28 protein-coding genes are annotated in these 19,062 nt (G+C 64.9%); all 28 read left to right on the top strand.

Annotation, left to right across the window (positions count from 1 at the left end; all coding sequences use genetic code 11):
• Positions 1-14 precede the first annotated feature (14 nt).
• Complete coding sequence (gene rplB, locus BLU29_RS04145) at positions 15-881, top strand: 50S ribosomal protein L2 (RefSeq protein ID WP_091055374.1); 867 nt, start codon at positions 15-17, stop codon at positions 879-881.
• Between the two features lie 18 nt (positions 882-899).
• Positions 900-1,178 carry a 30S ribosomal protein S19 gene (gene rpsS / locus BLU29_RS04140; RefSeq protein WP_069960780.1) on the top strand — a complete coding sequence of 93 codons (279 nt, stop codon included), beginning with the start codon at positions 900-902 and terminating at the stop codon, positions 1,176-1,178.
• Between the two features lie 26 nt (positions 1,179-1,204).
• Positions 1,205-1,546, top strand: coding sequence for a 50S ribosomal protein L22 (gene rplV / locus BLU29_RS04135; protein WP_091055372.1), 342 nt, complete (start codon positions 1,205-1,207; stop codon positions 1,544-1,546).
• An 8-nt stretch (positions 1,547-1,554) separates the two neighbouring features.
• Positions 1,555-2,184, top strand: a complete 630-nt coding sequence (rpsC, locus tag BLU29_RS04130; protein WP_091055370.1) for a 30S ribosomal protein S3 — start codon at positions 1,555-1,557, stop codon at positions 2,182-2,184.
• A 46-nt stretch (positions 2,185-2,230) separates the two neighbouring features.
• Entirely contained in the window at positions 2,231-2,656 is a 426-nt protein-coding gene (gene rplP, locus BLU29_RS04125) for a 50S ribosomal protein L16 (protein WP_091055369.1), read from the top strand.
• Positions 2,657-2,676: 20 nt separating this feature from the next.
• Positions 2,677-2,883: a 50S ribosomal protein L29 gene (rpmC, locus tag BLU29_RS04120; RefSeq protein ID WP_091055367.1), complete on the top strand. Its 207-nt coding sequence runs from the start codon at positions 2,677-2,679 to the stop codon at positions 2,881-2,883.
• Positions 2,884-2,900: 17 nt separating this feature from the next.
• Positions 2,901-3,257, top strand: a complete 357-nt coding sequence (gene rpsQ / locus BLU29_RS04115; protein ID WP_091055366.1) for a 30S ribosomal protein S17 — start codon at positions 2,901-2,903, stop codon at positions 3,255-3,257.
• Positions 3,258-3,278: 21 nt separating this feature from the next.
• Complete coding sequence (gene rplN, locus BLU29_RS04110; protein WP_091055364.1) at positions 3,279-3,644, top strand: 50S ribosomal protein L14; 366 nt, start codon at positions 3,279-3,281, stop codon at positions 3,642-3,644.
• A gap of 1 nt (position 3,645) precedes the next feature.
• Positions 3,646-3,927 (top strand): 50S ribosomal protein L24, encoded by a 282-nt coding sequence (gene rplX / locus BLU29_RS04105; RefSeq protein WP_091055363.1) that lies wholly within the window; start codon positions 3,646-3,648, stop codon positions 3,925-3,927.
• 63 nt (positions 3,928-3,990) lie between these two features.
• A complete protein-coding gene (gene rplE / locus BLU29_RS04100) occupies positions 3,991-4,572 on the top strand; it encodes a 50S ribosomal protein L5 (protein ID WP_091055361.1) in 582 nt (193 codons plus the stop codon).
• Between the two features lie 12 nt (positions 4,573-4,584).
• Positions 4,585-4,890: a 30S ribosomal protein S14 gene (gene rpsN / locus BLU29_RS04095; RefSeq protein ID WP_091055360.1), complete on the top strand. Its 306-nt coding sequence runs from the start codon at positions 4,585-4,587 to the stop codon at positions 4,888-4,890.
• A 129-nt stretch (positions 4,891-5,019) separates the two neighbouring features.
• Entirely contained in the window at positions 5,020-5,412 is a 393-nt protein-coding gene (rpsH, locus tag BLU29_RS04090) for a 30S ribosomal protein S8 (protein ID WP_091055358.1), read from the top strand.
• 13 nt (positions 5,413-5,425) lie between these two features.
• Positions 5,426-5,971, top strand: coding sequence for a 50S ribosomal protein L6 (gene rplF / locus BLU29_RS04085; RefSeq protein WP_091055356.1), 546 nt, complete (start codon positions 5,426-5,428; stop codon positions 5,969-5,971).
• Positions 5,972-5,985: 14 nt separating this feature from the next.
• Complete coding sequence (gene rplR / locus BLU29_RS04080; RefSeq protein ID WP_091055354.1) at positions 5,986-6,348, top strand: 50S ribosomal protein L18; 363 nt, start codon at positions 5,986-5,988, stop codon at positions 6,346-6,348.
• 9 nt (positions 6,349-6,357) lie between these two features.
• Positions 6,358-6,861: a 30S ribosomal protein S5 gene (gene rpsE, locus BLU29_RS04075; protein WP_091055353.1), complete on the top strand. Its 504-nt coding sequence runs from the start codon at positions 6,358-6,360 to the stop codon at positions 6,859-6,861.
• 71 nt (positions 6,862-6,932) lie between these two features.
• Positions 6,933-7,379, top strand: coding sequence for a 50S ribosomal protein L15 (rplO, locus tag BLU29_RS04070; RefSeq protein ID WP_091055351.1), 447 nt, complete (start codon positions 6,933-6,935; stop codon positions 7,377-7,379).
• A gap of 65 nt (positions 7,380-7,444) precedes the next feature.
• Complete coding sequence (secY, locus tag BLU29_RS04065) at positions 7,445-8,944, top strand: preprotein translocase subunit SecY (RefSeq protein WP_091055350.1); 1,500 nt, start codon at positions 7,445-7,447, stop codon at positions 8,942-8,944.
• A gap of 162 nt (positions 8,945-9,106) precedes the next feature.
• Entirely contained in the window at positions 9,107-9,397 is a 291-nt protein-coding gene (locus BLU29_RS04060; RefSeq protein ID WP_091055348.1) for a hypothetical protein, read from the top strand.
• Complete coding sequence (gene map, locus BLU29_RS04055) at positions 9,397-10,170, top strand: type I methionyl aminopeptidase (RefSeq protein ID WP_172830202.1); 774 nt, start codon at positions 9,397-9,399, stop codon at positions 10,168-10,170. The genes BLU29_RS04060 and map overlap by 1 nt, the downstream gene beginning before the upstream one ends.
• Before the next feature lie 52 nt (positions 10,171-10,222).
• Positions 10,223-10,603, top strand: a complete 381-nt coding sequence (gene rpsM / locus BLU29_RS04050) for a 30S ribosomal protein S13 (protein WP_091055345.1) — start codon at positions 10,223-10,225, stop codon at positions 10,601-10,603.
• Between the two features lie 18 nt (positions 10,604-10,621).
• Positions 10,622-11,239: a 30S ribosomal protein S11 gene (gene rpsK, locus BLU29_RS04045; RefSeq protein WP_091055343.1), complete on the top strand. Its 618-nt coding sequence runs from the start codon at positions 10,622-10,624 to the stop codon at positions 11,237-11,239.
• 53 nt (positions 11,240-11,292) lie between these two features.
• Positions 11,293-11,904 carry a 30S ribosomal protein S4 gene (rpsD, locus tag BLU29_RS04040; protein ID WP_091055342.1) on the top strand — a complete coding sequence of 204 codons (612 nt, stop codon included), beginning with the start codon at positions 11,293-11,295 and terminating at the stop codon, positions 11,902-11,904.
• 60 nt (positions 11,905-11,964) lie between these two features.
• Entirely contained in the window at positions 11,965-12,966 is a 1,002-nt protein-coding gene (locus BLU29_RS04035) for a DNA-directed RNA polymerase subunit alpha (RefSeq protein WP_091055340.1), read from the top strand.
• A 151-nt stretch (positions 12,967-13,117) separates the two neighbouring features.
• The gene (gene rplQ, locus BLU29_RS04030) at positions 13,118-13,606 is read left to right on the top strand and encodes a 50S ribosomal protein L17 (protein ID WP_091055338.1); all 489 of its coding nucleotides are present in this window, start codon (positions 13,118-13,120) and stop codon (positions 13,604-13,606) included.
• Between the two features lie 241 nt (positions 13,607-13,847).
• On the top strand, positions 13,848-14,084 hold the full coding sequence (locus tag BLU29_RS04025; protein ID WP_172830201.1) for a hydrogenase nickel incorporation protein HypA: 237 nt from the start codon (positions 13,848-13,850) through the stop codon (positions 14,082-14,084).
• A gap of 193 nt (positions 14,085-14,277) precedes the next feature.
• Positions 14,278-16,047 carry a DUF885 domain-containing protein gene (locus BLU29_RS04020; protein WP_091055336.1) on the top strand — a complete coding sequence of 590 codons (1,770 nt, stop codon included), beginning with the start codon at positions 14,278-14,280 and terminating at the stop codon, positions 16,045-16,047.
• A gap of 172 nt (positions 16,048-16,219) precedes the next feature.
• A complete protein-coding gene (locus BLU29_RS04015) occupies positions 16,220-17,458 on the top strand; it encodes a M20 family metallo-hydrolase (protein WP_091055335.1) in 1,239 nt (412 codons plus the stop codon).
• A gap of 47 nt (positions 17,459-17,505) precedes the next feature.
• The gene (gene guaA, locus BLU29_RS04010) at positions 17,506-19,044 is read left to right on the top strand and encodes a glutamine-hydrolyzing GMP synthase (RefSeq protein ID WP_091055333.1); all 1,539 of its coding nucleotides are present in this window, start codon (positions 17,506-17,508) and stop codon (positions 19,042-19,044) included.
• The last annotated feature ends 18 nt before the right edge of the window (positions 19,045-19,062 follow it).

Below are 19,062 nucleotides of genomic sequence, written 5' to 3'. Positions count from 1 at the left end.
GGAGTCCACCCACCATGGCCCTTAAATCCTTCCGTCCCCTCACCGCGTCCCTCCGGTTCACCACGCTGAACCGCCCGGCCGAGATCACCGACAAGCGTCCCGAGCGTTCGCTCGTCGAGTCGAAGAGCAAGACCGGCGGCCGCAACACCTACGGCCGCATCACCTCCCGCCGCCGCGGCGGCGGTCACAAGAAGCTTTACCGCATCATCGACTTCAAGCGCGGCAAGCTCGACATGTCCGCCAAGGTCCAGGCGATCGAGTATGATCCCAACCGCACCGCGCTGCTCGCGCTCCTTGCCTATGCCGACGGCACGAAGGCCTACATCCTCGCGCCCCTCGGCCTGAAGGTCGGGGACACCGTCTACAGCGCGCTGAAGACCGACACCAACGACTTCAAGCCGGGCAACTCCTTCCTGCTGGGCGCCATCCCGCCGGCCACCAAGCTGCACGCCGTCGAGCTGATCCCCGGCAAGGGGGCCCAGATCGCCCGCGCCGCCGGCACCTCGGTCGAGCTTGTCGCCGTCGAAAACGGCTACGCGCAGATCCGCCTGTCCTCGGGCGAGACCCGCCTGGTCAACGCCAAGTGCCGCGCCACCATCGGCGAGGTCTCCAACGCCGACCACGGCAAGCGCTCGCTCGGCAAGGCCGGCCGCAACCGCTGGCTCGGCCGGCGCCCCCGCGTCCGCGGTGTCGCCATGAACCCGGTCGACCACCCGAACGGTGGCGGTCAGGGCAAGTCCAAGGGTGGCGGCGGCCGCCAGCACCTCGTCTCGCCGTGGGGCCAGCTCGCCAAGGGTTTCCCGACGCGCCGCCGCACCAAGCTCTCCAGCTCCTTCATCCTCGTTCGCGCCAACGGCCGTCCGCCGCGCGGCAAAAAGTAATCCCAACGACTCCGCACCATGGCACGTTCCATCAAGAAAGGTTTCTTTGTCGACTACCACCTCCTGGAAAAAATCCAGAAGGCGGCCAAGGCCGGTGGCGCCCGCAAGCCCATCCAGACCTGGTCCCGTCGCTCCACCATCACGCCCGAATTCGTCGGCCACACCATCAGTGTGCACAACGGCAAGGCGCACATCGCGGTCTACGTCACGGAGAACATGGTCGGGCACAAGCTCGGCGAGTTCGCCCCGACCCGCATCTTCAAGGCGCACGGCGGCATGACCCGCAAGGAAATCTGAGGCTCCGACCCAACCAGGACACCATCATGGAAATTCAAGCTCTCACCCGCAACGCGCGCATGTCGCCCAAGAAGGTCCGCGAGGTCGCGCGCCTCATCCAGGGCCGCACCGTCAACGAGGCCATCGACTTCCTCACGCTCGTGCCGCGCAAGTCCGCCCGCCTCCTCGTCAAGACGCTCAAGAGCGCCGTGGCGAACGCCGAGAACAACAACAGCATCACCGCCGACCAGCTCACCGTGCACCGCGCCCTCATCGAGAACGGCCCCGTGCTCAAGCGCTTCAAGGCCGGCGCCAAGGGCTCGGCCAAGCCGCGCGTCAAGCGCATGTCGCACCTCCGCATCATCCTCTCCGACGGCAAAACCAACTAACCTTTCCCATGGGACAAAAGACCAACCCTACAGGCTTCCGCCTCGCCGTCCGCCGCAACTGGCAGTCGCGCTGGTTCGCGCGCAAGAAGGATTTCGCCAAGCTCCTCCACGAGGACCAGATCATCCGCTCCACGCTGATGGAGAAGCTCAAGCAGGCCTCCGTGCCGCGCATCTTCATTGAGCGCGCCGGCAACCGCGTCCGCGTCAAGATCTTCACCGCCCGCCCCGGCATCGTCATCGGCAAGAAGGGCCAGGAGGTCGAGAACATGAAGGTCCAGCTCGGCAAGCTCACCGGCAAGGAGGTCCTCCTCGACATCCAGGAAGTGAAGAAGCCCGAGATCGAGGCCCAGCTCGTCGCCGAGAACGTCGCGCTCCAGCTCGAGCGCCGCATCGCCTTCCGCCGCGCCATCAAGAAGTCCATCCAGATCGCGATGTCGCTCGGCATCGACGGCATCAAGATCCAGTGCTCGGGCCGCCTCGGCGGCGCCGACATCGCCCGCCGCGAGTGGCAGCGCCAGGGCCGCATCCCGCTGCACACGCTGCGCGAGAACATCGATTACGGCTTCGCCGAGGCCCAGACCGTCTGGGGCAAGATCGGTGTCAAATGCTGGATCTGCAAAAAAGACGAAGCCAACTAACCTGTTTACCCGGCACCAAGCTTAACGCTTACCGCCTCCTGCTCCCATGCCTGCTCTATCTCCCGCCCGCACCAAATACCGCAAGTCGATGAAAGGCTCCCGCGCTGGCAATGCCAAGCGCGGCAACACGCTCGCCTTCGGCGAATTCGGCCTGCAGTCCCTGTCCCGCGGCCCCATGACCGGCCAGCAGATCGAGGCTGCCCGCGTCTGCATCGCCCGGCATCTCAAGCGCAAGGGCAAGCTCTGGATCCGCATCTTCCCGCACAAGCCGGTGACCAAGAAGCCCGCCGAGGTGCGCATGGGCCAGGGCAAGGGCCCGGTCGAGTTCTACGTCGCCGTCATCAAACCCGGCGCCGTGCTCTTCGAGCTCGCCGGCGTGCCCGCCACCATCGCCAAGGAGGCCTTCCGCCTCGCCGACGCCAAACTGCCTTTCCGCTGCCGCTTCATCGTTCGCGAGGGCGCCGTCGTCTGATTAACCGGAGAATCGTTCCCATGACTTCCAAAGAAATCCACGACCTCGCGCCCAGCGAGCTCACCACCAAGCTCCGCGAGACCCGCGAGGCCCTCCTCCAGCTCCGCCTGCGCAAGAACTCCGGCCAGGTCGAGAAGCCGCACCTCCTGCGCACCTATCGCAAGGACATCGCCCGTCTCCTGACGGCCCTCGCGGCCAAGAAAACCGCCAAGGCCAAGGCCGCCTGAGCCAACCGCATCCTCCCATGTCCACTCACGAACGCCACAACCGCCGCAAGACCCTCATCGGTTTCGTCAGCTCCAAGATGGGCGACAAGTCCGTCAAGGTCACCGTCCCCTACAAGACGCCGCACCCGCTTTACCACAAGGTCATCAACCGCAAGACCGTCCTCCACGTCCACGACGAGAAGAACGAGGCCAAGATCGGTGACAAGATCGAGGTCACGGAGACCCGCCCGCTCAGCCGCCTGAAGCGCTGGCGCGTCATCCGCGTCGTCGAGGCCGCCGTCGGCCTGGACATCGTCGCCGTGTCCGAGAAGGACGTTGCCGAGGCCGTCCCGACCAAGACCACCAAGGCCAACGTCACGGCCGCCAAGGCCTAACCCTCCGCCGGAGACCCTACCATGATCCAGATGCGTTCCATCCTCGATATTGCCGACAACACCGGCGCGCGCCGCGCGTCGATGATCGGCAAGATCGGGCATCCCTCCCGCTACGCCCACGTCGGTGACATCATCACCATCAACATCAAGGAGAGCAGCACCGACGCCACCGTGAAGAAGGGCGAGGTCGTCAAGGCCGTGATTGTCCGCACCCGCGCCCCGCTGCGTCGCGCCGACGGCAGCTACCTCCGTTTCGATTCCAACGCCGTCGTCATCATCGGCGAGGACGGCAACCCGAAGGGCACCCGCATCTTCGGGCCCGTCGCCCGCGAGCTCCGCGGCAAGAACTACGCGAAGATCATCTCCCTCGCGCCGGAGGTCCTCTAACATGTCCCAGAAATTCCACATCAAGAAGAACGACGTCGTCGTGGTCATTGCCGGCGCCCACAAGGGCAAGTCCGGCAAGATCCTCGAGATCCGCTCGGCCAAGAACCGCGCGGTCGTCGAGGGCGTGGCCATGATCAAGCGCCACCTCAAGAAGTCCCAGGAAAACCCGCAGGGCAAGATCGCCGAGCGCGAGGGCACGATCCACGTGTCGAACCTCATGCTCCAGTCGCGCTTCGACGCCTCGAAGCGCAAGAAGACCGCCGCCCCGGCGGCCAAGGCCTGAGCGGGCGAGGGGACCTAACTTACTTAAACCATCAGCATCCGGGTCGGAAATCCGGTCGCAACCATGAGCAAACAACCCACTCCTCTCCAGAAACACTACGCCGAGTCCGTCGTCCCGGCCTTGATGGCCGCCCGCGGCTACAAGAACAAGCACCAGATCCCGAAGCTCGAGAAGATCGTGATCAACACCGGCATCAGCTCCGAGGCGGACAAGAACCAGATCGCCGACACCGCGCGCGACATCGCCCTCATCGCCGGCCAGAAGCCCGTGCTCAACCGCTCGAAGAAGGCCATCGCCAACTTCAAGCTGAAGCCCAACCAGGTCACCGGCTGCCATGTCACCCTGCGCGGCGAGAACATGTGGCACTTCCTCATGCGCCTGCTCGCCGTGGCGCTGCCCACCATCCGCGACTTCCGCGGCGTGCCCAACAAGCTCGACGGCCAGGGCAACTACACCATCGGCATCACCGATTTCACCATCTTCCCGGAGATCGTCGTCGAGAACAACAAGCGCTCCATGGGCATGGACATCACCCTCGTGACCTCCGCCGAGACCGACGAGGAGGCCCGCGAGCTGCTCAAGGCCCTCGGCATGCCCTTCCGCCGCATCGAGCCCGCCGCCCCCGCCAAGACTTCCGCCGCCTAAACCCTTCCGACCATGCCGAAAACTTCCGCCATCGAACGTAACAAGAAGCGCATCCGCCTCGTCGAGAAGCACGCCGTCAAGCGCGCCGAGCTGAAGGCCATCCTCGCCAATCCGGCGACGACGGACGACGAGTTCTTCGCCGCCCAGAAGAAGCTGGCCAAGCTGCCGCGCAACTCCTCCAAGGTCCGCATCCGCAACCGCTGCTCGCTCAGCGGCCGGCCCCGCGGCTTCCACCGTCGCTTCGGCGTCTCCCGCATCACGCTCCGCGAGCTCGCGCTCGCCGGCAAGATCCCGGGCGTAACCAAGTCCTCCTGGTAAATTGCCGCCCGATCGTCCGGAAAGCAGTCCACCACCAGCATTTCTAGAGCGAAATATCAGCCATCGCAAAACCACTTTCCCGCCGGAAGTCGGATATGATCCGACGGGCTAACATCAAAACATCCATCCATGACAGACCCGATCAGTGATTTCCTGACCCACCTCCGCAATGCGTCGAAGGCCGGTCTCGCCGTGTGCGTCTCCCCGCACTCCCAGCTCAAGGAGAGCCTGGCGAACATCCTCAAGAAAGAGGGCTACGTCCGTGACGTCGCCACCGGCACCGACGAGCGCGGCCACAAGACCGTCGTCGTCACCATGAAATATGTCGACAGCGCCCCGGTCATCACCGGCCTCAAGCGCTCGTCCACCCCGGGCCGCCGCCTCTATTCCGGCTACTCCGAGATTCCCCGCGTCCTCAACGGCCTGGGCATCGCGATCATTTCCACCTCCAAGGGTCTCATGAAGGACCAGGACGCCCGCCGCAACAAACTCGGCGGAGAACTCGTCTGCACCGTCTGGTAAGGAACACACCACCATGAGCAGAATCGGCAAACAACCCGTCCCCATTCCCGACAAGGTCAAGATCGACATCAACGGTACCACCGTGTCCGTCGAGGGCCCCAAGGGTAAGGTCAGCAAAACTTTCGCGTCCGTCGTGAAGATCGAGAAGAAGGACAACAGCGTCCTCGTCTCGCCCACCGAGGAGACCCGTTTTTCCCGCGCCATGTATGGCACGGCCCGCTCCGTCATCGCCGGCATGGTGAAGGGCGTGAGCGTCGGCTACCTCAAGGAACTCGAGATCCAGGGCGTCGGCTTCAAGGCCGCGCTCAAGGGCAACATGCTCGATCTCGCCCTGGGCTACTCGCACGCGATCCTCCACGAGATTCCCGCGGGCATCAAGGTCACCGTCACCGACCAGACCAAGCTCAAGATCGAGGGCGCCGACAAGCAGCTCGTCGGTCAGGTCACCGCCGAGATCCGCGCCTACTACCCGCCGGAGCCCTACAAGGGCAAGGGCGTCCGCATCGTTGGCGAACATGCCGAGCGCGTCCGTCGCAAGGAAGGCAAGACCGTCGCCTAATCGGAACCAAAACCATGAAAACTGTTTACAAGGCCCAGCTCCTCCAGAAGCGCAAATGGCGCATCCGCAAGAAGGTGACCGGCACCGCCGCTCGCCCGCGCCTCAGCGTCAAGTTCTCCGGCAAGCACATCTACGCGCAGGCCGTCAACGACGACGCCGGCGCGACCCTCGTGTTCCTCTCGACCCTCGATCCCGAGGTGAAGAAGGGCGGCGCGAAGGGCAATGTCTCCGGCGCCAAGTCCCTCGCCGTCGCCTTCGCCGCCAAGGCCAAGGCCGCCGGCATCACCTCCGTGGTGTTCGACCGCAACGGTCGCCCCTACCACGGCCGCGTCAAAACCTTTGCCGAAGCCGCCCGCGAGGGTGGCCTGCAATTCTAATCCTCTCCCATGGCTAACAATAACAGGTCTTTTTCCGGCCCCGGCAATGATTCGGGTGAGCCCGGCATGTTCGAGAAGGTCGTCTTCATCAACCGCTGCGCCAAGGTCGTGAAGGGCGGCCGCCGCTTCAGCTTCTCCGCGCTCTCCGTCGTCGGTGACGGCAAGGGCAGCGTCGGCATCGGCTACGGCAAGGCCAACGAGGTCCCCGACGCCATCAAGAAGTCCACCGAGTCCGCCAAGAAGCGCATGGTCTCCGTGAAGCTCAAGGGCTCCACCATCCCGCACGAGGTCCTCGGCGAGTATGACGGCGGCAAGGTGTTCCTCCGCCCCGCCTCCAACGGCACCGGCCTCATCGCCGGCGGCGGCGTCCGCGCCGTCCTCGAGGCCGCGGGCGTCCACAACGTTCTCACCAAGTCGATGGGTTCCAAGAACCACATCGCCGTCGTCCACGCGACCCTCAACGGCCTGCGCAAGCTGCGCCTCGAGGAAGACTTCAGGGCCCTCCGCGCCTAAGCGGTCACTTCATCAATCCGAGTCGCCCCGCGCTTTGCCGGGGGGCGGCGCCCAAATCAGGAATCCAGAAAATGCGTCTCCATAATCTCGTCAACGTCAAGGGTGCGGTGCACCGCAAGAAGCGCGTCGGCTGCGGCGAAGGCGGCGGCCACGGCAAGACCTCCGGCGTCGGTGGCAAGGGCCAGAAGGGCCGCTCCGGCGGCTCCATCCGCCCCGGCTTCGAAGGCGGCCAGATGCCCCTCTACCGCAAGCTCCCGCACCGCGGCTTCAACAACTACGAGTTCCGCACGAGCTACGCCGTCGTCAACGTCGGCGACCTCGCCGCGCTCGACGCCAAGGTCACCGAGGTGAACGCCGAGGTGCTGGCGACCGCCGGCCTCATCCGCCCGGGCGTCAAGCTGCTCAAGGTCCTCGGCGACGGCGAAATCAGCCGCGCGCTCAAGGTCACCGCCCAGAAGTTCACCGGCTCGGCCAAGGCCAAGCTCGAGAAAGCCGGCGGCCAGGCCATCACGGCCTGAGCCGGGCAGGGTAGGGCCTCCGCCCCTCTCTTTCTGTAACCGCTCGCTGTCCGTTCTCTTCCCCAATGTTTTCCGCCTTCGCCAACTCCATGAAGATCCCCGAGCTCCGCTCGCGGATCCTCTACACGCTCGGCCTGCTCTTCGTGGCCCGGGTGGGTGCGCACATCCCGCTGCCCGGCATCGATCCGCTGCCGCTGCAGAAATTCTTTGAAGAGCAGACGGCCAACGGCGGCGGCGGCCTCGTCGGCCTCTACAACATGTTCACGGGCGGCGCGCTCGTGAAGGGCGCCATCTGCGCCCTGGGCATCATGCCCTACATCAGCGCGTCCATCATCTTCCAGCTGATGACCGCGGTCGTGCCGGCGCTCAGCCGCCTGCAGCAGGAAGGCGACGTCGGCCGCCAGAAGCTGACGCAATACACCCGCTACCTCACGGTGGCCATCTGCTTGATCCAGGGCGTGCTGCTGGTCTTCACCCTCGAGAACCCGGGCAAGCTCTTCGCCGGCTTCGATGTGAACCACTACGGGACCATCGTGATCATGAGCCACTGGATGTTCCTGATCTTCTCGGTCATCTACATGACCGCGGGCACCATGCTGCTGATGTGGCTGGGCGAGCAGATCACCCAGCGCGGCATCGGCAACGGCGTCTCGCTGCTCATCACCGTCGGCATTCTCGCCGACGTTCCGAACGCGGCGATCGCGACCTACCAGCTCTTCTTCGCCCCGGTCGGCGTCGCCAAGCTTGGCCTGCCGCAGGGCGTCATGATGCTCACCCTCTTCGTCGTCGTGACGATGCTCATCATCGCCATCACCCAGGGCCAGCGGAAGATCCCGGTGCAATACGCCAAGCGCGTCGTCGGCCAGAAGGTCTACGGCGGCCAGAGCTCCTTCCTGCCGCTCAAGGTCAATTACTCGGGCGTCATGCCGGTCATCTTCGCCAACGCCATCCTGCTCTTCCCGCAGACGATCATGTCGCAGGCCGGGGCGGCGCTCAACCTGCCGTTCCTCGTCGAGTTCTCCAACAACCTGCTGCCGGGCTATTCGATCCACTACATCGGCCTGGCGCTGCTCATCCTCTTCTTCAGCTATTTCTGGGTGTCCGTCATGTTCAAGCCGATCCAGATCGCCGACGACCTGAAGAAATACGGCGGCTACATCCCCGGCGTCCGCCCGGGCGAGCCGACCGCGAGCTTCCTCGATTTCATCATGACGCGCCTGACGCTGGCCGGCGCGATCTTCCTGACCGTGATCGCGATCATCCCGGACGGCCTGCTCTACCAACTCAAGGTCCCGCCGCGCGTCGCTTATTTCTTCGGCGGCACCGGCATGCTGATCACCGTCGGCGTCATCTTGGACACGATGCGCCAGATCGAAACCTTCCTGCTGCAGCGCCACTATGACGGCTTCCTGAAGAAGGGCCGCATCCGGGGCCGCAGCACCTCCGCCAACGTCGCCCTGGGCGAAGCCGCCAGCGACAAGTCGGTGATGCAACTCACTACCGTCATGGTGGTTATATTGGTGATTGGCTTGGTCGCCTGGGCCATCAAGCACCGCGTTCTTTAACCCTTTACTTCGGTGAAAGGGACTGAACACTCCAGCCCCCTTTCGACTTTCGCCCCGGCGAAAGCCCAGTTCCTTCTCCTTGGTCCATCCGGCCCGCACTTCGCGGGTCTGCTTCTCCAAGGCCGTTCTTTGAATCTTGAGCACGTCTCTCCTGCTTCCCTGGTGCAACAGGAGATTTCGCGACGCACCCGTTCCGCCCTTCCGCGGGACCTAAACCAGCTGCACCTTGCGCTCCTGCGCAAGTGGTTCTGGGCGCGCAAACCCGATGCGGGATTCCTTCTCGAAGGCTTCCCGGCTACGCTGCTCCAAGCGTTGGTGTTCGACGAGTGGCTCGAAGCCCGCGGTGAAACCCTCACCGGCTGCTTCGCGCTCGATCCGCTTTCGGCGGAACCCGTCGTCACCTACTACCGCACTTCGGGGCTCCTCCGCGGAGCCCTTCCCGCCGCCGCCTGATGATCCCGATCAAAAATCCGGAAGCGATCAGGCGGATGCGCGAAGCCTGTGCCATCGCCGCGACGATTCTCGCGCGGCTGAAGGCGCAGGTCCGGCCCGGTATCACGACCTACGACTTGGACCAAATCGGCCGCGATCTCATCTCCTCGTTTGGCGCGCGCAGCGCGCCCTACGGTTACAAGCACGGCTCCGGGCGTCCCTATCCCGCCTATACCTGCCTCTCGGTCAACGAAGAGGTCGTCCACGGCATCGGCTCCCTCAAGCGCATCCTGCGCGACGGCGACATCATCTCGGTCGACGTCACGATTGAATACAACGGCTACATCGGCGACAACGCCGTCACGGTCCCGGTCGGCGCCATCGCCCCCCGCGTGGCCGAGCTGTTGCAAGTCACCGAGGCGGCCCTCCACCTGGGTATCAAACAGGCGGCGGTCGGCAACCGGATCGGCGACATCTCCCATGCCGTGCAGACCTACGTCGAGGCCCACGGCTTCGGCATCGTCCGCGAAATGGTCGGCCACGGGGTCGGCCGGCAGATGCACGAGGAGCCGCAGATCCCGAACTTCGGCCGGAAAAACTCCGGCGAGAAGATCAAGCCCGGCATGACGCTCGCCATCGAACCCATGGTCAACCTGGGCGGACCCGCGGTCCGCACCCTCGGCGACGGGTGGACCATCGTCACCACCGACGGGCAGCCCTCCGCCCACTTCGAACACACCGTGCTCACCACCGATTCCGGCCCCGAGATCCTCACGATTCCGCGCGCCACCTGAAAATTTTCCCTCTCTCACTCTCAAACAACCAACTCTCAACTAACCTCCACTTATGCCTCGTCTCCTCGGCGTTGAACTCCCCGCCAAAAAGAAAATCGGATATTCCCTCCGGTATATCTACGGTATTGGTCCGGCCCGGGCCGACCTCATCATCGCGACCGCCGGTCTCGATGCCAACATGCGCGCCTCGGACCTGTCCGAGGAGCAGCTGAACAAGATCCTGCACGTGATCACCGACAACAAATGGGTGGTCGAGGGCGATCTCCGCCGCGACATCGCCGGCAACCTCAAGCGCCTTCAGGCCATCAATTGCTACCGCGGCATCCGCCACCGCCGCAGCCTGCCCGTCCGCGGCCAGCGCACCAGCACCAACGCCCGCACCCGCAAGGGCCCGCGCAAGACCGTTGGCGTCACCAAGGCCAAGGAAGTCTAATCTCCAATCACCATCTCCATGTCCGAAGAGAAATCCGCGCCCAAGAAAGAAAAGCCCAAGAAGGCTGCTCCCGCCGTCGACGGCGCTGCTGCCCCCGCCGCCGAGGCCAGGCCCGCCAAGGCCCCGAAGGCCGCCAAGCCCGCCGCTGAGGGCGAGGCCGCCGCCGCTCCGGCCGCCGCGACCAAGCCCGTCGAGCTCGTCGGAGGCGTGCCGAAGGCCGTCACCGCGGAAGACCTCCTCAAGGAGGAGCTCCTCGCCGTCAAGGTCCGCAAGGCCAAGGGTTCGAAGAACATCACCTCCGGCATCGCGAACATCGCGGCGACCTTCAACAACACCATCGTCTCCATCACGGACGCGAAGGGCAACGTCATCTCCTGGTCCTCGGCCGGCAAGTGCAACTTCCGCGGTTCGCGCAAGTCCACCGCCTACGCCGCCCAGGTCGTGGCGCAGGATGCCGCCCGCAACGCCATGGCGCACGGCCTCAAGGAAGTGCAGATCCGCGTGAGCGGTCCCGGCCTCGGTCGCGACTCCGCCATCCGCGGCCTCCAGGCCATCGGCCTCGAGATCTCCTCCATCATCGACGTCACCCCGGTGCCGCACAACGGCTGCCGTCCGCGCAAGCGCCGTCGCGTCTGAGGCCCTTTGGGCAATCTCAGATCTCACATCTCAAATTTTAAATCCCTAATCCCATGGCCCGTTATACTGGACCTTCCACCCGCATCAGCCGCCGCTTCGGCCAATACATCGTTGGCTCGGCGAAGGTGCTCGAGCGCCGCAATTTCCCGCCCGGCCAGCACGGCCCGAAGTCGCGCCGCAAGCTCTCCGAATACGCCGTCGGCCTCGCCGAGAAGCAGAAGCTCCGCTTCATCTACGGCCTGCTCGAGCGCCAGTTTCGCCGCACGTTCGCCATCGCCAAGCGCGAGCGCGGCGTCACCGGCGAGCGCTTCCTGCAGCTCCTCGAGACCCGCCTCGACAGCGTCGTCTACCTCCTCGGCTTCGCCAAGAGCCGCGCCGCCGCCCGCCAGCTCGTCAACCACGGCCACGTCCGCGTCAACGGCAAGAAGGTCGACATCGCAAGCTACACCGTCGTCCAGGGCGACGAGGTCGAGATGAAGGCCGTCAACTCCTCCCGCCAGCTGGCCACCCGCGCCATCGAGGAAAACCGCGCCCGCGTCGTCCCCGGCTGGCTCACCCGCAACGACGAGGCCCTCAAGGGCACCGTCACCCGCCTGCCCACCCGCGACGAGATGGAACCCTCCATCAACGAACAGCTCATCGTCGAATACTACTCGCGTTTCTAACGCCTGGTTTCCGTCAGTTCGCTTAAACCTTTTTCCTTAAAACTTAAAACTCCGCCTCCCATGCCCAAGCGTCTCGGAAAGTTCGAAATTCCCTCCAAGCTCACCAAGGTCGAGGAGGGCGCCACGCCCACCTACGCCAAGTTCATCGCCGAGCCCTTTGAGGCCGGCTATGGCCACACCGTCGGCAACTCCCTCCGCCGCGTCCTGCTCAGCTCCATCGAGGGCAGCGCCATCAGCTCGATCAAGATCGAGGGCGTGAACCACGAGTTCCAGTCCATCGACGGCGTCGTCGAGGATGTCACCGACATCGTCCTCAACCTGAAGAAGATCCTCATCGTCTCCGAGAAGCGCGAGGCCGTGAAGCTCCACCTCAAGGTCAACCGCGAGGGCGCCGTCACCGCCGCCGACATCCAGGCCGACGCCAACATCAAGATCGTCAACCCGGACCAGCTGATCTGCACCCTCGACCACAAGCGCACCTTCGAGGCCGACATCGAGATCAAGACCGGCCGCGGCTACTGCCCCGGCGAGAGCAACAAGAAGGAAGACCAGGCCATCGGCGTCATCGCCATCGACTCGCTCTTCTCCCCGGTCCGCCTCGTCCGCTACGCCGTCGAGAACACCCGCGTCGGCCAGATCACCGATTACGACAAGCTCGTGCTCGAGGTCTGGACGGACGGCCGCATCACCCCGGACGACGCCCTCAAGCAGTCCGCCTCGATCCTCAAGCACCACCTTGACGTGTTCGACCGCGTCTCGCAGGAGGCCTACGAGTTCGAGAGCCAGGCCGCCGAGGTCTCCGAGGAGCAGAACAAGCTCCGCAAGCTCCTCAACATGTCGGTCAACGAGATCGAGCTCTCCGTCCGCGCGGCGAACTGCTTGAACAACGCCAACATCACCACCGTCGGCGAGCTGGCCATGAAGACCGAGCAGGAGATGCTCAAATACCGCAACTTCGGCAAGAAGTCCCTCAACGAGATCAAGGAGAAGCTCGAAGCCCTCGGCCTGTCGCTGGGCATGAAGTTCGACGAGCGCCTCCTCGACACCAAGAAGGAAGCTTAACCGGAAGTAAGAATTAAGAAGGAGGAAGGAAGAAATTCCCTCCTCCTGTTTCTTCCTTCATCCCTCTTACTTAATTCAGTCCTCGCGCCGTCCGCTGCCGCCCAACGCTGCGACCGGATTGCCGATCGGGGACCGATAACTACCAAACCCAATGCGTCACAATAAACACCACGCCTCCCTCGGCGTCACCCGCGAGCACCGCAAGGCGATGCTCTCCAACATGGGCGCCAGCCTGATCAAGCACGGTCGCATCGAGACCACGCTGACCAAGGCCAAGGCCCTCCGCCCCTTCATTGAGAAGGTCATCACCAAGGCGAAGAACGCCGCGGCGGCGACCGTCAAGGCCGACGCCCTCCACCTCCGCCGCATGGCCCTCAAGGACATCCGCGACGAGGGTGCCGTCACGCTCCTCTTCAACGAGAAGGCGGCCCAGTTCGCCAAGCGTTCCGGCGGCTACACCCGCATCTACAAGCTCGGCCCGCAGCGCATCGGCGACGCCGCCGAGATGGCGATCATCGAGTTCGTCGGCGCCGACGACCAGGGCTACAAGAAGTCCAAGGGTGCAAAGAAGAAGGGGGCCAAGAAGGCCAAGGCCGCCGCCCCGGCGACCGAAGCCGCTCCCGAGGCTCCGAAAGCCTGAATCGGGTAGGGGCGGTTGCCCTCAACCGCCCTTTCATTCTACTCTCAGCGCGCCGGCTTCACCGCCGGCGCGTTTTTTATTTCTTGATCGTAATGTAGGGCCGTCGCTGGTCGACGGGCCGCGACCACTTGCGGGCATCGTTTCCCGTTCGCGGTCCGCCGACGAGCGGCGATCCTACAACCGGACCACCTCAGCTGCATTTCCCCTTGGCCTCGGGGCGGCTTCATGTGAGGTTCCTGCCGTGGTCACGCCGCCTGACATCACCCTCCATGTCGTCCTCTACGGCCTGCTCGTGCTGGGGGTGTTCGGGGCGCTCTGGATCTATTACGACCGGCGCGACCGGGCGTTCTACGATTCCCAGCGCCGCAAGATCACGTTCCACTGCATCCGCTGCGACCATCTCTACACGGAGAAGACCGGCACCGGCACGGCCCCGTGCCCGAAGTGCGGCCATACCAACACCCGGCTGAAGTTCTGATTTTTTGACCACTGATTGCACGGATTAACACGGATGAGATATTCGCTGTTTGTCATCCTGAGCGAAGCGAAGGATCCAGAACCATGCTCGCCCCGAACACCCTGCTGGATTCTTCGCTCCGCTCAGAATGACATGCCCGTGAATTTATCCGTGCCCATTCATGTAATCCGTGGTTAATAAAGAATCCCTCCCCATGCTCAAACGTCTCCTCCTGTCCCTGTCCCTGTCCCTGTGCCTGTTTGCCGCCGGTGTCGCCCATGCCACCGGCGCCCTTTCGCCGTTCCAGACGGTGCTCAACGATTACTATGAGGATTACCTCGCCCTGTTCCCCGTCGATGCCGCCGTCAATGGCGACAACGATCCCCGCTACGAGGCCGTGTGGCCCGTCGACATCGGGGCCGAGCACCGCGCGAAGGTCGCGGCCATGTGCGCCAAGTATCTCGCCGGGCTGGCCAGGTTCGACCGCGCCAAGCTCTCGGCCACCGACCAGCTCAGCTACGACACGCTGAAGTGGACGCTCACGACCCGGCTGGCGGGCACGAAGCAGATTTACGCGCTGCTGCCCGTCAACCAGTTCAGCTGCCCGACGCTCACCTTCGCGCAGATGGCCTCGGGGGCCTATGTGCATCCCTTCAAAACCGCGCAGGACTACCGGAACTTCCTCAGCCGCGCCCGCGGCTTCAGCGCCTGGGTGGACACCGCCATCGCCAACATGCGCGAGGGCATGGCCAAGGGCGTCGTCCAGCCGCGCATCCTGATGGAGCGCGTGCTGCCGCAACTGGTGCCATTGATGGCGGACGATGCCGACACCAACATCCTGTTCAACCCGCTGAAGAAGCTGCCGGCCGGGCTCGCCCCGGCGGAACGCGACGCCCTGGCCGCCGAGTATGCCGCCGGCATCCGCACCGTCATGCTGCCGGCCTATGCGCGGCTGCACGCGTTCATCCGCGACGAATACCTGCCCAGGTGCCGCGCCACCGCCGGCATTGGCGCGCTGCCCGGCGGCAAGGAGGCCTACGCCTATTCCGTCCGGCTCCAGACGACCACCGATTTCACCCCCGAGCAGATCCACGAGATCGGCCTGAAGGAAGTCGCCCGCATCAAAGGCGAGATGGAGAAGGTGCAGGCCCAGGTCGGCTTCAAGGGCACGTTGCCGGAGTTCCTCAACTTCGTCGCCACCGACCCGAAATTCGCGCCTTACAAGACCGACGAGGAGGTGCTCGAAGGCTATCGCGCCATCGAGGCGCGCGTGATGGCCACCGTGCCGAAATTCTTCGGCCACCTGCCGCGCACCAGGTTTGAGATCCGCGCCACCGAGAAATTCCGCGCGGCCACCGCCTCGGCCGAATACAGCGCCGGCACCGCCGACGGCTCGCGCCCCGGCATCTTCTACGTGCCGATCGTCAACCCGGTGAAGTTCCGCACGCCGCGCATGGAGGACCTGTTCTTGCACGAGGCGATCCCGGGCCACCATTTCCAGATCTCCCTCACGCTTGAGAACACCGGCCTGCCGAAGTTCCGCCGTTACGACGCCAACAACGCCTACGTCGAGGGCTGGGCCCTCTACACCGAGAGCATCGGCAAGGAGCTCGGCATGTATGCCGACCCCTACCAATACCTCGGCATGCTGTTCGGCGACATGCACCGGGCCGTCCGTCTGGTGGTTGACACCGGCCTGCACGCCAAGGGCTGGACGCGCGAGCAGGCCCTGCAATACGGCGCCGAGGCCGAGGGTGGCAAGCCGGAGGTGCAGATCGCCGAGATCGAGCGTTACATGTCCTGGCCCGGCCAGGCGCTGGGTTACAAGATGGGCCAGCTGAAGATCCGCGAGCTGCGCACCCTGGCCGAGAAGCAGCTCGGTCCGAAGTTCGACATCAAGGAATTCCACGACCAGATCCTCATGGAAGGCGCGCTGCCCCTCGCCGTGCTCGAGGCCCGCATCAAGGTCTGGATCGGTCGCTAGTCGCGTTGATACAAGGTAATGTAGGGTCGCCGCTGGCCGGCGGACCGTTCTGTGAGTGCAGCGCGGTCCGGCGGCAAGCGCCGACCCTACATTAAAGGCCGGGCCGGTTTCCGGCCGGACCCGGCATTGCACCTGCTAGGGAAGGGGTGGCGACCACGCCGTCCCTTTCCCCATGAGCCTGTCGATCGACACCAAGCGGCTGACCGACGAGATCGAGTATCTCGCGCATGTCTCCGACACGCCCTATCCGTCGGTGACACGCGTGCTGTTCAGCTCGGTGGACCTGCGGGCCCGCGAATGGCTGAAGCTGCTTTATGCGGATGCCGGCCTGGTCGTGCGCGAGGATGCCGTCGGCAACACCTTTGCCCGCTGGCCGGGCACGGATCCCGCGGCGGCGCCGGTTGCCACCGGTTCGCACATCGACGCCATTCCCAATGCCGGGCGCTTCGACGGCGTGGTCGGGGTTCTCGGCGGGCTGGAGGCCATCCGTGCGTTGCAGCGGGCGGGCCGCCGGCCGCGGCGTTCGATCGAGCTGGTCATGTTCACGGCGGAGGAACCCACGCGCTTCGGCTTGGGCTGCCTCGGTAGCCGGCTGATGGCCGGCACACTCTCGCGGCAGAAGATCGACAGCCTGCGCGACCCGCAGGGGCTGTCCGTGGACGACGTCTGCGCCCAGGCCTACATGCACGGCACGCTGGAAAGCACGCGGCTGACGCCGGGCTGTTACGACTCCTTTGTCGAGCTGCACATCGAGCAGGGCCCCTTGCTGGAGTCGAAGAAAATGCCCATCGGCGTGGTCACGGCCATCGCCGCGCCCGCGGCGCTGCGTGTCGACCTGACCGGCCCGGGCGGTCACGCCGGCACGGTGCTCATGCCGGACCGGCACGATCCGTCACTGGCGGCCGCCGAGATCATGCAGGCGGTCGAACAGGCGGCGCTGGCCACCCAGAGCCGTGATACCGTCGCCACCTGCGGCCTGGTGCAGGTGCTGCCCGGCGCGGTGAACAGCATTCCGCGCGAGGTGCGGCTCGAGATCGACGTGCGCGACATTGACGGTGCCCGACGCGATGGCGTGCTGGCGGTTATCCGCACGGCCGCCAAGGCGGCGGCGGAGCGCCGGCGCTGCGGCTTCAAGGAGCAGTTGATCAACGCCGACCCGCCGGCCACCTGTGCGCCGCATATCGTCACGGCGGTGGAGCAGGCCGCGGCGGCCCTGGGCCTGCCCTGCCAGCGGATGATCAGCCGGGCCTACCACGACTCGCTGTTCATGGCCCAGGTCTGCCCCACGGCGATGATCTTTGTGCCCTCGAAGGACGGCATCAGCCACCGGCCGGACGAATACACCGCCCCGGAGGAAATCGCCCAGGGGGTGCGCGTGCTGGCGGGGGCGCTGGACTTGCTGGCGGGGTGAGGTAATTTTTTGGTTTCTTTCGGTCAAAAACCCTCCCAGTTTCCCGCATGGCGCAGACAATTGCTGTTCTCGATTTCGGTTCCCAGCTCACCCAGGTCATTGCGCGGCGCATCCGCGAATGCCAGGTCTACTCGAAGATCTACCACTTCAGCACGCCGGCGGCCAAGCTCCGCGAGGAGGGCGTCGTGGGCATCATTCTTTCCGGCGGCCCGCAGAGCGTCTATGCGAAGACGGCCCCGCACCCCGATCCCGAGATATTCAAACTCGGCGTGCCCGTGTTGGGCATCTGCTATGGGGTCCAGCTGATGGGGCACTTCCTCGGCGGCAAGGTCGCCCTCAGCAAGGCCCGCGAATACGGTCACGGCCACCTCACCATCAAGAAACCCGGCAAACTTTTCGCCGGCCTGCCCAAAAAACTCCGCATCTGGAACTCGCACGGCGACAAGCTCACCCGGCTGCCGCCGGGCTTCGTGGCGACGGCCGTTTCCGACAACTCGCCTTTCGCCGGCATCGAGGATCCCAAGCGTCGCTTCTACGGCATCCAGTTCCACCCAGAGGTCTTCCACACCGAGCGCGGCGTGGACATGATTCGCAACTTCCTCGTCCGCGTCTGCGGCGCGAAGCAGGACTGGACGACCAAGGACTTCATCGCCCACGCCGTTGCCGACATCCGCGCCAAGGTTGGCAGGTCCCGCGTGCTGCTCGGCCTCTCCGGCGGCGTCGATTCCTCCGTCGCGGCTGCGCTGCTGCACAAGGCCATCGGCAAGCAGCTCACCTGCGTGTTCGTGGACAACGGTCTCCTGCGCAAGGACGAGCGCGCCTACGTCGAGGCGCTCTACCAGCGGAATTTCAAGATCGACCTGCGCGTCGTGGACGCGACACCGCTCTTCCTCAAACGCCTCAAGGGCGTCACCGAGCCGGAGACCAAACGCAAGATCATCGGCCGCACCTTCGTCGAGGTCTTTGAAAAGTCGCTGAAGTCCATCGGCGGCGCCCAGTTCCTGGGGCAGGGGACCCTCTATCCGGACGTCATCGAGTCGGTTTCTATCGCGGGCAATCCCGCCTCGCTGATCAAGACACATCACAACGTCGGCGGCCTGCCCGCGCGCATGAAGCTCAGGCTGATCGAGCCGCTGCGCGAGCTCTTCAAGGACGAGGTGCGCCAGGTCGGCGCCGCGCTCGGCCTGCCGCGCGAGGTCGTCTGGCGCCAGCCGTTCCCGGGCCCCGGCCTCGGCGTCCGGGTGATGGGCGACATCACCGCCGACAAACTGGAAATCCTCCGCAACGCCGACGCGGTGTTGCAGGAGGAGATGATGAAGTCCGGTCATTACTGGAAGGTCTGGCAGTCCTTCGCCGTGTTCCTGCCCGTCAAGACCGTGGGCGTCTTCGGCGACGAGCGCACCTACGACTACGTCATCGCCCTCCGCATCGTGGAGAGCATCGACGCCATGACCGCCGATTGGGCGCGGCTGCCGCCCGACCTGTTGCAGAAGATTTCCAGCCGCATCACCAACGAGGTGCGGGGGGTCAGTCGCGTGGTGCTCGATATCAGCTCCAAGCCCCCGGCGACCATCGAATGGGAGTAGTTTCCCGTTGCGCACAGG

The sequence above is a fragment of the Opitutus sp. GAS368 genome, assembly GCF_900104925.1.
GTDB lineage: Bacteria > Verrucomicrobiota > Verrucomicrobiia > Opitutales > Opitutaceae > Lacunisphaera.
This window is presented reverse-complemented; position numbering and strand designations above follow the sequence as displayed.